The organism is Nonomuraea guangzhouensis (assembly GCF_019396345.1).
GTDB lineage: Bacteria > Actinomycetota > Actinomycetes > Streptosporangiales > Streptosporangiaceae > Nonomuraea > Nonomuraea guangzhouensis.
On record NZ_JAHKRM010000022.1, the window covers coordinates 156,425 to 172,223 of the forward strand.

Consider the following 15,799-nt stretch of genomic DNA (forward strand, 5'->3'; position numbering starts at 1 on the left):
GAGTCCGGCGCGGCCAAAGTGCTGTTTTATGACTCCCGCATGGCGGTGAAGGCCTCCCGTACACCGGGAAAGACCGGCAGCCGCCGGGTGGCGCCGTCATGGTAGGGATTGGCCCGCAGGACCGCCAGAACGGGCCCGCGGACGCGGGCCAGCGCGATCCGGCAACCGAGTGCGTCCAGGTCGGCCGTGAGCTGGGCCATGGTGTCGGCAGCGGTGGCGTCCACGTAGAACACCGCCTCCGCGTCAAGGATCACGCATCGTGGACGCGGCTCCAGGGCGGTCACCAGGGCCAGGACCCGCTGCCGGATCCGCCCGGCGTTGGCGAAGAACAGCGGTGCGTCGACACGGTAGATGAGGATGTCCGGGTGGGGCGACGCACCGTCGGTGATCTCCTGGGGCGGACGGTCGTCGTCAACGATGGCGAGCAGGGTGTCGTGCGGACGGGCGGCACGGCCGATCAACTGGCTCGCTGAGAGGATCACCGCGATCAGCAGGCCACGCAGCACGCCGAGGCCCAGCACACCGGCCACGGCCACGAGCGCGATCACGCTCTCCGCACGCCAGCCACGCCACAGCCGCAGCAAGCCGGTCACGTCGATGAGCTTGGGCGCCCCCACCATAATGATGGCCGCCAGCACCGCCATCGGCAGCAGCGCGACCAACGGCCCCCCGGTGAACAGCACGAACACGACGATGCCCGCGGTAATGAGCTGAAACAGCTGGGAATGCGCGCCGGCCCCGCGGACGGACATGGTGCTGCTGGTGCTGGCCATCGGCGCGAACCCGCTCAGCAGGCCCGCGGCCAGGCTCGCCGCGCCCAGAGCGGTGGTCTCCCGGTCAAGGGAGATGCCACCGGTTCCCCCATGACGAACGGCGCTGACCGTCTCGACCGAGGCGATCAACGCCATACCCGCCGCAGGCAGCAGCATCGCCCACAGGTCTGCCAGGCTCACCCGAGGCAAGGCGAGCTCGGGCAGGCCACCGACCGCCGGACCGATCACCGCCACGCCCCGACCGGTCAGCCCCGCCGCCGCCGAGATCGCGATCGCCAGCAGGCAGACCACCAGCCCGGCGGGCAGGCGGGGCAGGCAACGCCTGAGCACGACGAGCGCGGCCAGCGCGCCCAAGCCCATCAGCGCGGTCAGCGGCCTGACCTGCTCCAGGTGGGTGAGGACATGCCAGAGCTTGAGCAGCGGATCGGAACCAGGCGTCGCGATGCCCAGCAGCGGTCCCACCTGCCCGGCGAGCATCCCGATACCCACACCGGCCAGGTAGCCGAGCATCACCGGCATGGACAGGAACTCGGCGGCGCCCTGCAACGGCAGTACGGCCGCCAGCAAGCAGCAGACGCCCATCAGGAGTGCCAGAGCCGACGCCAGCGCCACCGCCCGCTCATCGTCGCCGCCCGCCTGCTCCCGCACCACGGCGAAGGTCAGCAGCGCCAGTGCCGACGAGGGCCCCACCACCACGAACCTCGTAGCGGTGAACAGGGCGAACACCGTCGCGGCGCCCAGGGCGGTATAGAGCCCGGTGGTCGGCGGCAGCCCGGCCAGGGCGCCGTACGCCAGTGCTTGCGGCAGCGAGGTCACCGCGGCGACGAAGGCGGCCATGGCATCCGCGCGCACCCAGCGGGCCGAATAGTGGCGCAACTGCCCGATGAGCGGCACCACGTTCACAGCCCGAATCCGACGCGCGTCCATCCGATCATCATGCGATCGGTTCCGGCCGCGGCTCCCCGGACACGCCTGGCCGCCGTCGTAAACCCTCGCCCACGTCAGGTCACCGGCACCCGCGTCTTCAGCCGGCGGACGTGACAATCCGTACGCGGTCGCTGTCGTCGTCGGAGAGGAACGACGCCAGCGCCTGCCCCTGCTCGGCCACGGCGGTGCGGTCAGCTCGCGAGAAAAGGCGCAGCGGGGTGACCATCACAGTGCCCGCCTCGACGGTCCAGGTCGCGGAGACCCGGCCGTCGACCAGGACGACGCGGGCGCCGGCGACCGACAGGTTGCGGTGGGCGTCGTCGATGATCCGGCCGCGGTCGTGGTAACCGAGAAGCGCGTTGTCGAACGCCGGCAGGAACCGTACCGGAGCGGGTGTGTCGGGGTCGGGGCGCGGCGCGTCGGGGAGGTCCAGCAGTTCCCGGCCTCGCTCGTCGCGGAAGCTGACCAGCTCCTCGCGTATCGCGGCCACCGCGGCCGGCAGCCCGGCCAGGCCGCTCCAGGCGCGCAGGTCGGCTGAGGCGGCCGGGCCGAACGCGGCAAGGTAGCGCCGTACCAGCGCTTCACCGACCGGATCGGAGCCGTTCGGGGACGGCGGGTCGATCTCGCGCCCCAGCCAGGAGGAGAGCGGGACGTTGCGTACTCCCCCCCTCGTACGCCACAGCCCGCGCGGCGGCTGCTGCACCATCGGGATCAGGGCGGCGATCAGCATTTCACCCAGTGCCCGCGGTCCCGGCGCCGGCCAGCGATCGGCCAGCGCCCGCGCGAGCTCGGCCATCGAGCGGGGCTCGTTGTCGGCCATCACCGCCCGGCCCGCCGCCGCGAGCTCGTCGAGATCCACCCCGTCGAGCTCGCGGCGGTAGGTCCCGAGCACCCGTTGGCGCAGCATGGCGTCGTGGCGGGCCCGCCAGGCCAGGACGTCGTCGGCGGCGAGCAGGTGGACGGTGCGGCGCATGAGGTGGGTCCGCACCACGTTCCGCCGGATCAGCAGGTCCGAGAGCACCGCCGGGTCGAACGCGCGCAGCCGCGACCAGAGCCCGACGAACGGTTCCTGCGGTTCCTGCGCCTGCAGGCCACACAGGTGCGCGACGGCGTCGAGGACCGGCACATCGGCGTGCTCGAGCAGTAACTGCCGGGCGAGTGTCGCGCGGTTGAGCGCCCGGGTGTCGAGAACGGTCATCGGTTCAGGTGGACTTCTGCCCGTCGAGCGTCTCGCGCAGGATGTCGGCGTGCCCGGCGTGCTGGGAGGTCTCGGCGATGACGTGCATCAGCACCCGGCGTACGCTGCGCACCGCGCCCGGCTCGTGCCAGGGCGCCGCCGGCAGCGGGTGCGCCGCCGACAGGTCGGGGACGGCGGCGACGATCTCCGCGCTGCGGGCGGCGACCTGCTCGTACCGGGCGAGGATCCCGGCCAGCGTGTCACCGGGCAGCATCTGGAACTCCGCCTGGTGGTCGATCGCCCACTGCGGGAACTCGCGTGCGGTGCCGCTCGCGAAGTCGGCCCAGGTGACACCGTCGGGCAGGTCGTAGGACATCGCCGACGGGCCCTCGACCACGAAGCGCAGCCACTGCTCCTCCATGGACGCGACGTGCTTGACCAGCCCGCCCAGGCACAGCTCGCTGACCGTAGGACGCTCCCCGAGTTGCTCGTCGCTGAGCCCGCGGACGGCGTTGGTCAGGGCGGATCGCGCGTCCGCGAGCTGGGCGAGCAGCTCGCTTCGCTCGGCGTCGAGCGTTGCGGGGGACGGGGTGGGAGTGGTCATGGCGTTCGGCCCCTTCGCGTTGTCGTCGTTGACTGGCACACGACAACAGTCGCAGGTGAAGAGGACAGGGTGTGGCCTCTTCTCAGGGCAATATAGGCAGCATGCCGAAGACTTCAGCGCGACTGCTGTCGTTGCTCTCGCTGCTCCAGACGCGCCGGGACTGGCCGGGGGCGCTGCTGGCCGAACGGCTGGACATCAGCCCGCGCACCGTACGCCGTGATGTCGACCGCCTGCGCGACCTCGGCTATCCCATCGTGGCCTTCAAAGGGCCCGACGGTGGATACCGGCTCGAGGCCGGCTCGGAGCTGCCCCCGCTGCTGTTCGACGACGAGCAGGCCATCGCGCTGGCCATCGCGCTCCAGATCGCCACCACCACGGGTGCCGACATCGCGGAAGCCGCGGCCCGCGCGCTGAACACCGTCCGGCAGGTCATGCCCGCCCGGCTGCGCCACCGGATCGACACCCTCCAGGTCATCGCCGTCGAGCGGCCCGGGATGCGACCGGACCCCCAGGTCGAGGGCGGCGTGCTCATGGCACTCAGCGCGGCCGTCCATGCCCGCGAGGTGCTGCGCTTCGACTACACCCCCGTACCTCTACCAGGAGCGGAGAACAACGGCGTGCGGACCCCGCGCCGGGTGGAGCCCCATCACCTCGTCACCTGGGGCGGGCGCTGGTATCTCGTCGCCTGGGACCTCGATCGCGAGGACTGGCGCACCTTCCGTGCCGATCGGATCGCCCCGCGCACCCCGACGGGGCCCCGCTTCACCCCGCGCGAGCTGCCCGGAGGTGACGTGGCCACCTTCGTGGTCAGCAAGTTCTGGAACTCCGACCGCGCCGGCGACTGGCCCTGCCGCGGCGAGGTGATCCTCGACCTACCCGCCGCCGCCGTGTCCCCCTACACCCGCGACGGAATCGTCGAGGAACTCGGCCCGAACCGCTGCCGGCTCGTCCTGAACTCGTGGTCCTGGCTCGGCCTGGCCGCCGCCATCGGCAGGTTCGACGCCGACATCGAGGTCGTCGGCCCGGCCGAGCTCAAGGACGCCTTCGCGCGCCTGGCCCGCCGCTACACCAACGCCACAGTCGAAAGTCGGTAGCGGATCACGGTGTCCAGGCCGGATCCCGGCCGATGACGCCGAGCAGCCGGTCGAACGCCGAGGCGTCGTCCGGCACCGCCACCGGCGGCCCGAAGGCGCCGCGCTGCCTGCCCATCTCCACCATCTGGCCGGTGAAGTCCAGCGCCCGCGCGACGCCCTCGGGCTCCGGCTCGTACCGCTGACCGGTGGCCCTGGCCAGGTCCCAGCCGTGCACGACCATGTCGACCAGGTACATGTGGGCCAGCGTGGTCATCGGCAGGCCCATGGCAGGGCTGGTCCCGTCCCATGCCTCACCCCGCGACCAGGCGGCGAGCGTGCCCTCCGCCCGCTCGGGAAAGTCGCCCACGTAAGGTTCCTGCTCGACCCACGGTCCCTTACGGCCCAGTGACTCGAACAGCTCCGCCACCCACTCCAGGTGGTTGATCAGCTCTTTGACGTCGAACTTCGCGCATGGCGTAGGCGACCCGAACTGGTCCTGCCGCACCGCGCGCACCAATCCAGAGGTGCGTTCGGTGGCGCGCGTCATCAGCGGCATCATGTCGTCCATGGCAGACATGGTGCCCCGCGCCTCTCAGGCGCGGCTTGTAGAAACGCGACAGCGCGGCTGGGTCGACCCGTACGCGGGGCTCAACGCCTTCAATTTCGCGCGCCATGCGCCATCCCCCGAAATTTCGGCGTACGTGGAGCATTTCTGGGTCGTGACCTGGACCGACCTCGCCGAGCCGTACGAACAGCGCATCGTCTCCCACCCCACCGTGAACATGACCATCGCCCAGGACTTCCACCGGATCGCCGGAGTGATCAAGGGCGGGTTCTCCTACACGATGCGGGGTAGCGGCCGCGTGCTCGGCACGCGCTTCCGCCCCGGCGGCTTCCGGCCGCTCCTCGGCGGCCCGGTCTCCGAGCTGACCGACCGCTTCGTGGAGATCGGCGAAATGTACGGCACAGCAGGCGCGACCATGGTCGAGCAGGTCCTGGCCGAACCCGACCCCCGGGCCGCCATCGGGCTCATCGAGAGGTTCCTGCTGAGCCTGGCGCCGGAGCAGGATCCGCTGGTCGAGGAGGTCGCGGCGCTGGTGGCGATGGCGGAGGGCGACGTGTCCATGACCAGGGTCGACGAGCTGGCCACCCTGTCGGGACGGTCTGTGCGGTCGCTGCAGCGGCTGTTCCGGGACTATGTCGGCATCGGCCCCAAGTGGGTGATCCGCCGGTTCCGGCTGCACGAGGCCGCGGAGCGGGTCTCCCAGGGCTTCGACCTCGCCAGGCTGGCCGCCGAACTCGGCTACACCGATCAGGCCCACCTGACCCGCGACTTCACCGCCGCGGTCGGCATGCCACCCGCGGCCTACGCCCGGCGCAGCAGCCAGACCTGACCCACGCGTCACACCGGATGCGTCGGCTGGGTCCCCTCGCCCTCGCCGGCGCTGTCCGCTCGGGCGGGCAGGAGCAGGGCGGTGATGACCACGACCACGGACAGCACCGCGCCGATGATGAAGGCCAGCCGCATGCCGTCGAGGGCGGCGAGCGTCTCCGTGACTCCTTCGGATTTCAGGGCTTCGGCCCGCGCGCTCATCACGGTGATCACAAGCGCGGTGCCGAAGGCCGCGGCGACCTGCTGCAGCGTGCTCAGGATCGAACTGCCGTGGGAGTAGAGCCGCGGAGGGACCGCTCCGAGCCCAAGCGTGAACACCGGGGTGAAGGTCGCGGCCAGACTCGCCATCAGCAGCGCGTGCAGACCGAGCAGTTGCCAGAACGGCATGGTCATCGAGACCTGGGTGAAGCCGGTGAGCGCGAGCATGATCCCGATCGCGCCGGGAATGACCAGAACCCGGCCGCCGAACTGGTCGAACAGACGGCCGACGGTCGGACCGAGCAGCCCCATCGCGAGGCCGCCCGGCATCACGAGGAGCCCGGTCTGCAGGGCGGTGAGCTCGCGGATGTTCTGCAGGTACAGCGGCAACAAGATCATCGAGCCGAGCATCGCCATGAAGGCCACCGACATCATGATCAGCGCGACCGTGTAGGTGCGGTGGCGCAGGGTCCGCAGGTCCAGCAGCGGCACGCCGTGCTTCTGCAACGACAGTTGGCGGACGACGAAGACGGCGATGGCGACCAGACCGACCACCACGATCGTGGCGGCGACCCGGACGTCACCGCCCTCGAACCGGCTGAGCCCATAGACCAGGCCACCGAAACCGACGGCCGCGGTCACCACGCTCAACCAGTCGATGGTGCTGAACTCGGGCTCTCCGACGTTCTTGAGCTGCTTCAGGCCGCGCCATGTGATCAGGGCGGCGATGGGGAGCACCACGGCGAACAGCAGGCGCCAGGACCCGAACTGAAGGATCACCCCTGAGACCGTCGGTCCCATGGCGGGCGCGACCGAGATGGCCAGGGTGACGTTGCCCATCACCCGGCCCCGGTCCTCCTCGGGCACCACCTGCATCAGCGTGGTCATCAGCAGCGGCATCATCACCGCCGTCCCGGACGCCTGGATGATGCGGGCACCCAGCAGCACCTCGAACGACGGCGCGACCGCGGCCAACGCCGTGCCGAGCAGGAACAAGCCCATAGCGGTGGTGTAGGCGTTACGGGTGGACACCCGCTGCAGGAACCATCCGGTGATCGGGATGACAGCGGCCATGGTCAACATGAAGGCGGTCGAGAGCCACTGCGCCGTCTGCTCGGTTATGTGCAGCGCGCCCATCAGCCGCGGGATCGCGTTGATCATGATCGTCTCGTTGAGGATGACCACGAAGGTGGCGAGCACCAGCAGCCGGATCACGGCCGGGGTGCGACCTGGAACGGCGGCCGCGGGCTTGGCGGGTGAGTCGAGCTGAGGGCTGGAGGACACGGTACCTCGATCGGGGGTCGTCGTCGGACATGATGTGGTCATGGCTGGCGAAGTTGTGGTCATGCAAAGTCTGACCGGCACCACCGACAAAACTCATCGCCCCACCCCAGCATTCCGGCTAGTGATACGAAATGTCACCCGGTTTTCCCCGTGAACGGTGCTCTCCAGATCACGCGGAGGAGCGCCGGACAGCTCTATGACCTGGGCGAACAAGCCCCTCTCGGGGGACGCCTGCTCCCACCGGAGCCGCGCATGACCGCGATCCTGGCCTCGGCGCTGGATCGCACCTGGAGGGACGTCCCCGATCCGGCGCGTGGCGAAACCGGGCGTGGCCACCGCCGAAGACCCCCGCAGCCGTTGTGAGGTCGGATATCGGCCCGGCTCGGTGGTCTGGAAGGCTCGTGGGCATGCCAGTTGACGCGGTCGAGGAGTTCGAGCGGCACCGCTCGAAGCTGTTCGGGTTGGCGTATCGGATGCTGGGTTCGGCCGAGGAGGCCGAGGACGTGATCCAGGACGCCTTCCTTCGCTGGCACCACGCGGTGGCTGTCGAGTCGCCGTGGGCGTGGCTGACCAAGGTGACGACCAACCTGTGCGTGAACCGGTTGACGTCGGCGCGTGCTCTTCGGGAAAGCTATGTCGGTTCGTGGCTGCCCGAGCCGGTGCTCACCGCAGACGGCGCCCTGGGGCCGCTGGACAGTGCCGAGCAGCGGGACTTCGTCTCGCTGGCCTTCCTGGTGCTGCTGGAACGGCTCAACCCCATGGAGCGCGCGGTGTTCGTGCTACGTGAGGCCTTCGACTACAGCCATCGACAGGTGGCCGAGGTCATCGATTCCTCCGAGGCGAACTCCCGGCAGCTGTACCGGCGCGCTCGCCGGCGGCTCGCCGACAACCCTGGGAGCGCCGAGCGCCGGGGGGACCGCGCCTACCGCCGCGACCTGGTGGAGGGTTTCCTGGCGGCAGCGCAGGAGGGGGACCTGCCGAGGTTGGAAATGTTGCTGGCCGAGGACGTGACCGTGTGGGTGGACGGTGGCGGCAGGATCAGCGCCGCCAGGCGGCCTGTCTCCGGCGCCAACAAGGTGGCGCGCTACCTCGTAGGAGCGCTGAACACCATCGGTCAGCAGGTGCGGCTGCTGCCCGCGGAGCTCAACGGCGCTCCTGGCCTGCTGGCCTTCGCCGGTGAGGAGTTGATCGGCGCGCTGGTGCCGGAGATGACGAACGGCCTGATCAGCGAGCTTCGTATCATCGCCAACCCCGACAAGCTGCGGTTGTCACGTTCGGCAGGTCTGTCCGGTTCTTTATGGGTGACCTGACAGCCGCGTGAGGCCGAAGCACACTTGGCCGCACGCTCTCCGCGGGGGTTGCCACCCATGACGAACCCGATCCTGGTGACGGGCGGTACCGGCCGGCTCGGCCGTGCGCTCGTTCCACGACTTCTGTCCGCCGGCCATGCCGTACGCGTGCTGAGCCGCAAGCCGTCGTCCGACGAGATGACGTGCCGCGGTGACCTGATCACCGGCGAAGGGCTGGAGGCGGCGGTCGCCGGTGCCGGCACGATCATCCACTGCGCGACCGCCAACGGCCGTGCGGATGAAGACGCCACCCGCAACCTCGTCCGGGCGGCGATGCGAACCGGTCGTCCACACCTGATCTACGTGTCCATCGTCGGCGTCGATCGAGTGGATATTTCCTACTATCGGGCGAAACTGAGGTGTGAGCGGCTGTTAGCAGAGTCCGGGCTGCCGTTGACCATCCAGCGCACGACCCAGTTCCACGAGCTCATCGTCTGGATGTGCACGGTCCAGCGGTGGATGCCGGCGATCGTGATGCCTGCCGGGGTCAGCTTCCAGCCCGTCGACACCGGCGAGGTGGCCGCCCGCCTGGCCGACCTGGCCGGTACGGCGCCGGCGGGCCGGGCGCCGGACATGGGTGGACCTGAGGTGCGCGCCGCGGCCGACCTGGCCCGCGCCTACATCCGCGCGCACTCCAGCCGCCGGCCGGTGGTGTCAGTGCCGCTGCCTGGCGCCGCTATCCGCGGCCTTCGAGAAGGGGGACACCTGGCTCCCGGCCAGGCAGTCGGACGGATCACCTTCGAACAGTTCCTCGCCGCATGAGCACGCGTACGTGGCTCCGTGCAGGCCTGGTCTTCCTCGGCGCCGTACAGTTCGGCGTGGGGTGCTGGGCGTTGTTGCTGCCCCGCTCGTTCTTCGCCATCCCGTGGGTGGGGATGCGCATGCCGTACAACGCGCATCTGATGATGGATTACGGCGCGATGAGCCTGGCCACGTCGGTGGCGCTGGGCGTGAGCGTGTTCATCGTACGGCGGAGCATGGTCCGTACGGCGCTTGCCGTGTACCTGATGTTCGCCGTGCCGCACCTGGCGATCCACCTGCGGCTGCTGCACCATCTGACGCCCGGAGAGCGCGTGCCGTTGCTGGTCGCGCTTTCGGTGGCGGTCATGATCCCGCTGGTGCTGTGGGCGCTCACCTCCAGGCTCGAAGAGACATGAATCCAGCGTCAGGAAGGTAAGGGCTCGCGTGCTGTTTCAGCGTGCGAGCCCTTCGTGGTGACCGGAGTGACTCAGTACCAGATGTAGACGCCGTAGGTCTGGAACGGGTGCCAGGTGCCGTCGAGCTCGCATTTCACGCGGTCCGCGGGCCAGCCGCCATAGGTGACCAGAATGTATGCGTGGCAGGTCACGAAATCGCTGGAGGTGTGAACGCGGTGCCACGATGAGGCGTGGGCCGGAAGGGCTCCGGCCAGGAGCGCGCCGCTGACGACGGCGGCGCCCAGGCCCGCGGTGAGAGCTCTTTTGATTGCCTTCACGCTGGTGTTTCCTCTCTGATGTCCGAGCGGGAACCCTCCCGCCCGGTGATGGTCGTTGAAGTGCCGATGGGTGGGGGTGCGCGTCCGGCGGCCGGGGAGGCCCGTGTTCTACATGGCGTCCTTGACCCTGATCTGGCCGTTGTCGATGACGAACCGCTGGTTGGCGTGATCCATGCAGCGCCACAGGCGGACCTTGTCGCCGTTGTTGCGGGTGTTGCCGACGTCCAGGCACACGGGTTCACCGGCGGCCAAGGTGTCCTGGAGGATGATCTTTCCTCGCCTGACGACCCACTTCTGGTTGGCGTGGTCCAGGCACTGCCACAGGCGGACCCGGGCGTCGTTGGCGCGGGTGTTGCCGGCGTCCAGGCATACCTCCCGGGCGGTGCCGACGGTGTCTTCGACCTTGATTTCGCCGTCTTCGACGACGAACCGCTGGTTGGGGTGATCTATGCAGCGCCACAGCCGGATCTCGGTACCGTCGGCGCGGTCGTTGGTGGCGTCGATGCACACCGGGAATACGGCGTGGTGCTGGGCAACGGCCGCGGCGGGCAGAGCGGTGAGCGCGCTCACGGCGGTGACGACGGCGGCGCCGGCCAGCAGACGGCGGGCGAGCAGCATGGTGCCTCCTGGAAGAAGATCACTTCGACGCGAGAAGCCTCCCGTAACCGAAAGTCAAAGATCAACTACTCTCCGTACGTGTTCGGCCATTTCTGGCCGGAGGGCATACGGGTATCACCGTGGCGGCCATGCTCCGACTGCCACCCGGCATGATTACTTATCGAACGTAATCGACTACCTAGCGTAGCGATCGTTTCGAGGTCGGAGGATCATGCGTCTCCCCCCACGGCATGCACCACTCGCCGCCACCACCACCGCCGTCTCCCACGCCGAAAAAGCGCACGCCCCCACCGCCGGGCCACCACCCGACACCGTGACCGCCTCGCGACCGGAACCGGAAGGAGCCAGGACATGAGTCAGCCGGCGGCGGCCGACGTCATCAAGGTGATGATCGTGGGAGATTCGATCAGTCACGGCAGCAGCGGTGACTGGACATGGCGCTACCGGCTCTACAAGCACCTCCGCCACCATGGGGTCAACCTGGACCTGGTCGGGCCGAAAAACGACCTGGACGCCATCACCACGGCCCAGACCGGCGACGGTGACCGGAGCTACGCCGATCCCGACTTCGACACCGACCACGACGCGCAGTGGGGACGGCCCTACTGCGTGGAGATGAACGAGATCTCCGCCAAGGTCGCCGAGCACCGCCCGAACTACCTGCTGGTGCTGCTCGGCATCAACGACCTGTTCTGGTACGACCATGGGGCGGAGCAGAACGAGGCGAACCTACGCACCTTCATCGGCAACGCCCGCACCGGCAACCCGGCGCTGCGCCTGGTGCTCGGCACCCTGCTGGACACCCACAAGGCCACGCACGACCCCCTCTTCAACGCCCGGGTCTCCGACTTCAACCGGCGGCTGATCCTGGTCGCCAACGACCTGCAGACCCAGCGGTCCCCCATCGTCATCGCCGCCACCCACGCCGAATTCGTCGCCTCCGCCCACACCTGGGACGGCACCCATCCCAACGCCCAAGGCGAACTACGGATCGCCGCCGCCTTCGCCGACACTCTGGCCGGCCAGTTCAAGATCGGCGCCCCCTACCCCCGGCCGTTCCAAACCGTCACCGAGATCCTCCCCACCGCCAAGACCGTCACCTCCTGACGCGCCCGAACCAGCGCCGGCAGGCACCACGAGACGAGCCGGGTAACACCGGCGCCGTCCGGCCGGTGCAGCGCCCGCCGTGGTCACGCCGCACCAGGTTTCGTCGACCACCGCGGTGCTCGCCGACGAGATCACTGTCCGGGTCGCTCTCTAACAGGAGGAACCCATGCCACGCACTCTCGCCACCCTCGGCGCCCTTGCTGCCGCCACCTTGCTCACCCCGACCATCCCCGCCTCGGCCCACGCGGCCACCAACATGGAGATCGTCAACGGCTTCACCCGGACCGTGAAAGAGTCGGCCGGAATCCCCGTGACTTGCCCGCCCAATGAGGTCCTGCTGGGCCGATCACACTCCGCGGACTGGAACGGCAACACCACGTACTACTGCGGCCGTATCTACATCGACAGGCAGCCAGCCCAGGTGAGCGCCCCGATCTGGAGCGATGAGCAGCGGGAAAGCAGCTCGCACTTCGAGGCGCCGGCCGACCACGCTCTGGTCGGCCGTCAACACTCCGGCAACGAGAACGGCCCCACGAGGTACGCGCACGCCTCGCTGACCGTAGGAGGGCAAACCGTGAAACTGGCTTCGTACCGATGGACCCCGGGCCAGAGGGAGAGCCGCAGCTACTCCAAGGCGGGCGAAGACGAGGTCATGACCGGCCGCGAGCACTTCGGGGACGAGAACGCCCAAACTCAGTATCAGTACGCCAGGATCTCTGACAGATAGCACAGCACCCCGGCCGTTCATACGCGACATCTGGACGCGGAAAGCCCTCCAGGATGATCCCGGAGCGCCTTTGAGCAGGTAGCGGCTCACAAAGGCAGACCGGCCGATCGGGTGATGTGCTCATGGACCATGGAACCCCAGCCCGCCAGCCCCGTGAGTCTCGCCCTGACCCGCTGGGCGTCGGCGTGGTCGAGCTCCTCGAAAATGTGCAGCGCGTCGCCCCAGATGAGCCGGGCGGTCTCACCTTCGCCCAGCTTCTGGTGACTGTCACCCAGCCGGGTGAGCGTTCCCGCCACGCTGCACAGATCGCCCTCGTTCCGGAACAGCACCAGGCTCTGCCGGTAGCAGTCGATGGCCTGGCCGTGCTGCTCGAGATGATGATGGATGTGGCCCAGGCTGTCCCAGGTCGCCGCCTGGCCGTGCAGGTCGCCTGTCAGGTACTGCAGGTCGAGCGCCTGCCAGCAGTAGGCGAGGGCCTTGGGATGTTCGCCGAGCAGGGTGTAGTGCCAGCCGACCGCGTTGAGCGCCCGCGCCTGCCCGGCCTGGTGGTCGATCCGCTGGTAGAGCTCGAGCGCCTGCTTGGCGTGGCTGAGCGCCTCCCGGTAGCGTTCCTGCCGTTCGAGCACTCCCGACATGTTCCCGTGCGTGTGCGCGGCGCCGGTGAGGTCGCCCAGGTCGCCGTAGAGCCGGAGCGCCGACTGGAAATGTCCGAGGGCGTCGTCATAGCGGCTCAGCTTGGTGAGGGCCCAGCCGAGGTTCCGGTAGGCGTGCGCCTGTCCGATTTCGTCGCCGGTACGGTGGGCGGCCTCCAGGCCCAGTTCCTGGAGCCCGACCTGCTCACGCCATCGACCCTGCCGATCCAGGAAATCATTCAAGAACCATGCGAGCTGCCATAAATGCGTGTCGAACCCTGAGTGCGCGGCGAGGGAGACGGCCGCCATCAGGACCGGATGCTCGGTCTTGAACCATTCCACGGCCTGCTCGTGGTCGGTCGCCGCCGACAGGACGACTCCGGGCTGGGGCGGCGTCAGGAGCAGCGGGCTCTGATGGACGTTGAGCAGCCGGGCCGAGTGGTCCGCGGTGTGCACATAGTGGTCGAGCAGCCGGTGGAGAGCGGCCTGCCGTTCGGACTCGACCTCGTGGGCGCTCGCGAGCTCGGCGGCGTAGGCACGCAGCAGGTCGTGGAAGGCGTAGCGGCCGTGAGCGTGCTGGGTGATCAGGTGCGTACGCGTCAGCTCGGCCAGCAAGGGACGCGTCTGGGCCAGGGACATGCCCACGAGGCTGGCCGCGGCCGGCGCGGTGATCTCTGGGCCGGGGTGGGAGCCGAGCAGCCGGAACAACCGCGCGGTGTCGGCGGTGAGCGCGTGGTAGGACCACGAGAACACGGTACGGATCTGCGTCATCGGTTCGCCGCCGTCGAAAACGTCCAGGAAGGCGTCGTCGAGTTCGGCGACCAGAACGGACAGCGATACGTCGGGGTTGCTCGCCGCCCGTGACGCTACGATCGCGATGGCCAGGGGAAGCCGCGCGCACCGCCTGATGATCTCCTCCGCCGCGTCGGCCTCGTCGACCACCCGGTTCGCGCCCAGGCGCTTGGCCATCAGCTTGCGGGCGTCCGAGACGGGCAGCAGCTTGAGTGGCAGCGGGTGGGCGCCTTCCATCGCCATGAGGCCGGACAGCTGGCTGCGGCTGGTCACCAGGACCAGGCAGCCCGGCGAATCCGGCAGGAGCGGACGTACCTGCTCGGAGTCACGGGCATTGTCGAGCACGATCAGGACCCGGCGCCCGGCGAGCATGCTCCGGTAGAGGCCGGTCTGGGCGGCCAGGCCGGCCGGCACCCGTTGGGGTGGCACACCCAGCGCCTCCAGGAGGCTCCGCATCGCCTCGGCGGGACTCATCGGCGACCCGGTCGGGTCGAACCCCCGCAGGTTGAGGTACAGCTGGCCGTCCGGGAAACGTTTACTGACATGGTGCGCCCAGTGCACCGCCAAGGCGGTTTTCCCCACTCCGGCCGCTCCCGACAACACGGTGACGACGACCGCGGTGGGCTGCTCGTCGGCGGCGCCCAGGAGCGCGTCGAGCCGCTCCAGCTCGGTGGCGCGTCCGACGAATCCGTAGACGTCCAGCGGCAGCAGGGCGGGCGACAACGAAGCGGGCTCGGGCGAGGCGTTCAGAACTTGCCGGTGCACCTCGCGGAGGTCTTCGCCCGGCTCGATGCCCAGCTCCTCGATCAGTACGCGCCGGACTTCCTGGTAGACCCGCAGGGCCTCGGCCCGCTGGCCGGAGGCGTTCAGCGCCAGCATGAGCTGGCCGTGGAACCGTTCACGCAACGGGTGGCTGGCGACGAGGAAGCGCAGCTCGCCGACGAGCGAGGCGTGCCGGCCCAGCGCGAGCTCGGCGTCGATGCACTCCTCCATCATCTGGCACCAGATGTCCTCCCACACCCGGACGTAGTGCGCCCGCAGCACCTCGGAGTCGATGCCGGTCATCGGCTCGCCCCGCCACAGCGCGAGCGCGTCCCGGAGCAACGCGGACTGCCCCTGCTGATCCGTGCTCGCGGCGGCCTGCGCGGCTCGCTCCCGCAGGCGCTGGACCTGTGCCGTGTCCACCTCGCACCTGTCCACGTCCAGCAGGTAACCACCCGGCTTGGTGAGCAGGACCTGCGAGGTCGCGAGGAGCTTGCGCAGGCGCATGACATGGCTGTGCACGGTCTCGCGTGCCGTCAGGGGCGGCTCGCCGTCCCATAGGCAGTCCACCAGATGTTCGACCGGGACGACCTCGCCGAGGCGGAGCGTGAGCGCCGCGAGGATGATGCGTTGTTTGGCGGACGTGACCGGTATCAGCATGTCCTGGTCGTCACGGATCTCCAGTGGGCCCAGCAGTTTGATCTTCACCGACTGCCCCACCTTTCTGGTGTCATCGAGCTGCCAGCCGGATGCCATAAGCGCATGGCATAATGCTGCATTTTTGCGGATCAATAACACAATGATCAGCCAAACCGGACACGTCAACGGGGTTGGTCAATCAGTGCCACGATTCCTGACAACCGGTGCCAGCGAGCTGCCATCCGCCTGCCAGGCGGCGTCGAGACGATC

Annotated in this window: 15 protein-coding genes; 7 read left to right on the forward strand and 8 right to left on the reverse strand. The window is 69.1% G+C overall.

Annotation, left to right across the window (positions count from 1 at the left end):
* Positions 1-26 precede the first annotated feature (26 nt).
* The 3 genes from KME78_RS39145 to KME78_RS39155 form a co-directional block, all read right to left on the reverse strand.
* A complete protein-coding gene (locus KME78_RS39145) occupies positions 27-1,700 on the reverse strand; it encodes a SulP family inorganic anion transporter (protein WP_219534517.1) in 1,674 nt (557 codons plus the stop codon).
* A 97-nt stretch (positions 1,701-1,797) separates the two neighbouring features.
* Positions 1,798-2,898 (reverse strand): winged helix DNA-binding domain-containing protein, encoded by a 1,101-nt coding sequence (locus KME78_RS39150; protein ID WP_219534518.1) that lies wholly within the window; start codon positions 2,896-2,898, stop codon positions 1,798-1,800.
* A 4-nt stretch (positions 2,899-2,902) separates the two neighbouring features.
* A complete protein-coding gene (locus KME78_RS39155) occupies positions 2,903-3,520 on the reverse strand; it encodes a DinB family protein (protein ID WP_308127297.1) in 618 nt (205 codons plus the stop codon).
* A 62-nt stretch (positions 3,521-3,582) separates the two neighbouring features.
* On the opposite strand from KME78_RS39155, the gene KME78_RS39160 reads away from it, so the two are divergent.
* On the forward strand, positions 3,583-4,575 hold the full coding sequence (locus KME78_RS39160) for a helix-turn-helix transcriptional regulator (RefSeq protein WP_219534519.1): 993 nt from the start codon (positions 3,583-3,585) through the stop codon (positions 4,573-4,575).
* A 4-nt stretch (positions 4,576-4,579) separates the two neighbouring features.
* Here the strand turns inward: KME78_RS39160 and KME78_RS39165 are convergent, their stop codons facing one another.
* Positions 4,580-5,122, reverse strand: coding sequence for a TIGR03086 family metal-binding protein (locus tag KME78_RS39165; RefSeq protein ID WP_219534520.1), 543 nt, complete (start codon positions 5,120-5,122; stop codon positions 4,580-4,582).
* On the opposite strand from KME78_RS39165, the gene KME78_RS39170 reads away from it, so the two are divergent.
* Complete coding sequence (locus KME78_RS39170; RefSeq protein WP_219534521.1) at positions 5,121-5,948, forward strand: helix-turn-helix domain-containing protein; 828 nt, start codon at positions 5,121-5,123, stop codon at positions 5,946-5,948. The genes KME78_RS39165 and KME78_RS39170 overlap by 2 nt on opposite strands.
* A gap of 8 nt (positions 5,949-5,956) precedes the next feature.
* Here the strand turns inward: KME78_RS39170 and KME78_RS39175 are convergent, their stop codons facing one another.
* Positions 5,957-7,429, reverse strand: a complete 1,473-nt coding sequence (locus KME78_RS39175) for an MDR family MFS transporter (protein ID WP_308127298.1) — start codon at positions 7,427-7,429, stop codon at positions 5,957-5,959.
* A 407-nt stretch (positions 7,430-7,836) separates the two neighbouring features.
* Here KME78_RS39175 and sigJ point away from each other — a divergent pair, with 407 nt between their 5' ends.
* The 3 genes from sigJ to KME78_RS39190 are packed head-to-tail and all read left to right on the forward strand — an operon-like array spanning position 7,837 to position 9,935.
* Positions 7,837-8,739, forward strand: coding sequence for an RNA polymerase sigma factor SigJ (gene sigJ, locus KME78_RS39180; protein WP_219534522.1), 903 nt, complete (start codon positions 7,837-7,839; stop codon positions 8,737-8,739).
* Between the two features lie 57 nt (positions 8,740-8,796).
* Positions 8,797-9,540 (forward strand): SDR family oxidoreductase, encoded by a 744-nt coding sequence (locus KME78_RS39185; protein ID WP_219534523.1) that lies wholly within the window; start codon positions 8,797-8,799, stop codon positions 9,538-9,540.
* The gene (locus tag KME78_RS39190; RefSeq protein ID WP_219534524.1) at positions 9,537-9,935 is read left to right on the forward strand and encodes a hypothetical protein; all 399 of its coding nucleotides are present in this window, start codon (positions 9,537-9,539) and stop codon (positions 9,933-9,935) included. The genes KME78_RS39185 and KME78_RS39190 overlap by 4 nt, the downstream gene beginning before the upstream one ends.
* 71 nt (positions 9,936-10,006) lie before the next feature.
* Here the strand turns inward: KME78_RS39190 and KME78_RS39195 are convergent, their stop codons facing one another.
* A complete protein-coding gene (locus KME78_RS39195; protein WP_219534525.1) occupies positions 10,007-10,252 on the reverse strand; it encodes a hypothetical protein in 246 nt (81 codons plus the stop codon).
* A gap of 108 nt (positions 10,253-10,360) precedes the next feature.
* Positions 10,361-10,870 carry an RICIN domain-containing protein gene (locus KME78_RS39200; protein WP_219534526.1) on the reverse strand — a complete coding sequence of 170 codons (510 nt, stop codon included), beginning with the start codon at positions 10,868-10,870 and terminating at the stop codon, positions 10,361-10,363.
* Positions 10,871-11,221: 351 nt separating this feature from the next.
* On the opposite strand from KME78_RS39200, the gene KME78_RS39205 reads away from it, so the two are divergent.
* Positions 11,222-11,977, forward strand: coding sequence for a GDSL-type esterase/lipase family protein (locus tag KME78_RS39205; RefSeq protein ID WP_219534527.1), 756 nt, complete (start codon positions 11,222-11,224; stop codon positions 11,975-11,977).
* Positions 11,978-12,143: 166 nt separating this feature from the next.
* Positions 12,144-12,704: a hypothetical protein gene (locus KME78_RS39210; RefSeq protein ID WP_219534528.1), complete on the forward strand. Its 561-nt coding sequence runs from the start codon at positions 12,144-12,146 to the stop codon at positions 12,702-12,704.
* A gap of 86 nt (positions 12,705-12,790) precedes the next feature.
* On the opposite strand, the gene KME78_RS39215 is transcribed toward KME78_RS39210, so the two are convergent.
* Complete coding sequence (locus KME78_RS39215; protein ID WP_219534529.1) at positions 12,791-15,598, reverse strand: AfsR/SARP family transcriptional regulator; 2,808 nt, start codon at positions 15,596-15,598, stop codon at positions 12,791-12,793.
* Between the last annotated feature and the right edge of the window lie 201 nt (positions 15,599-15,799).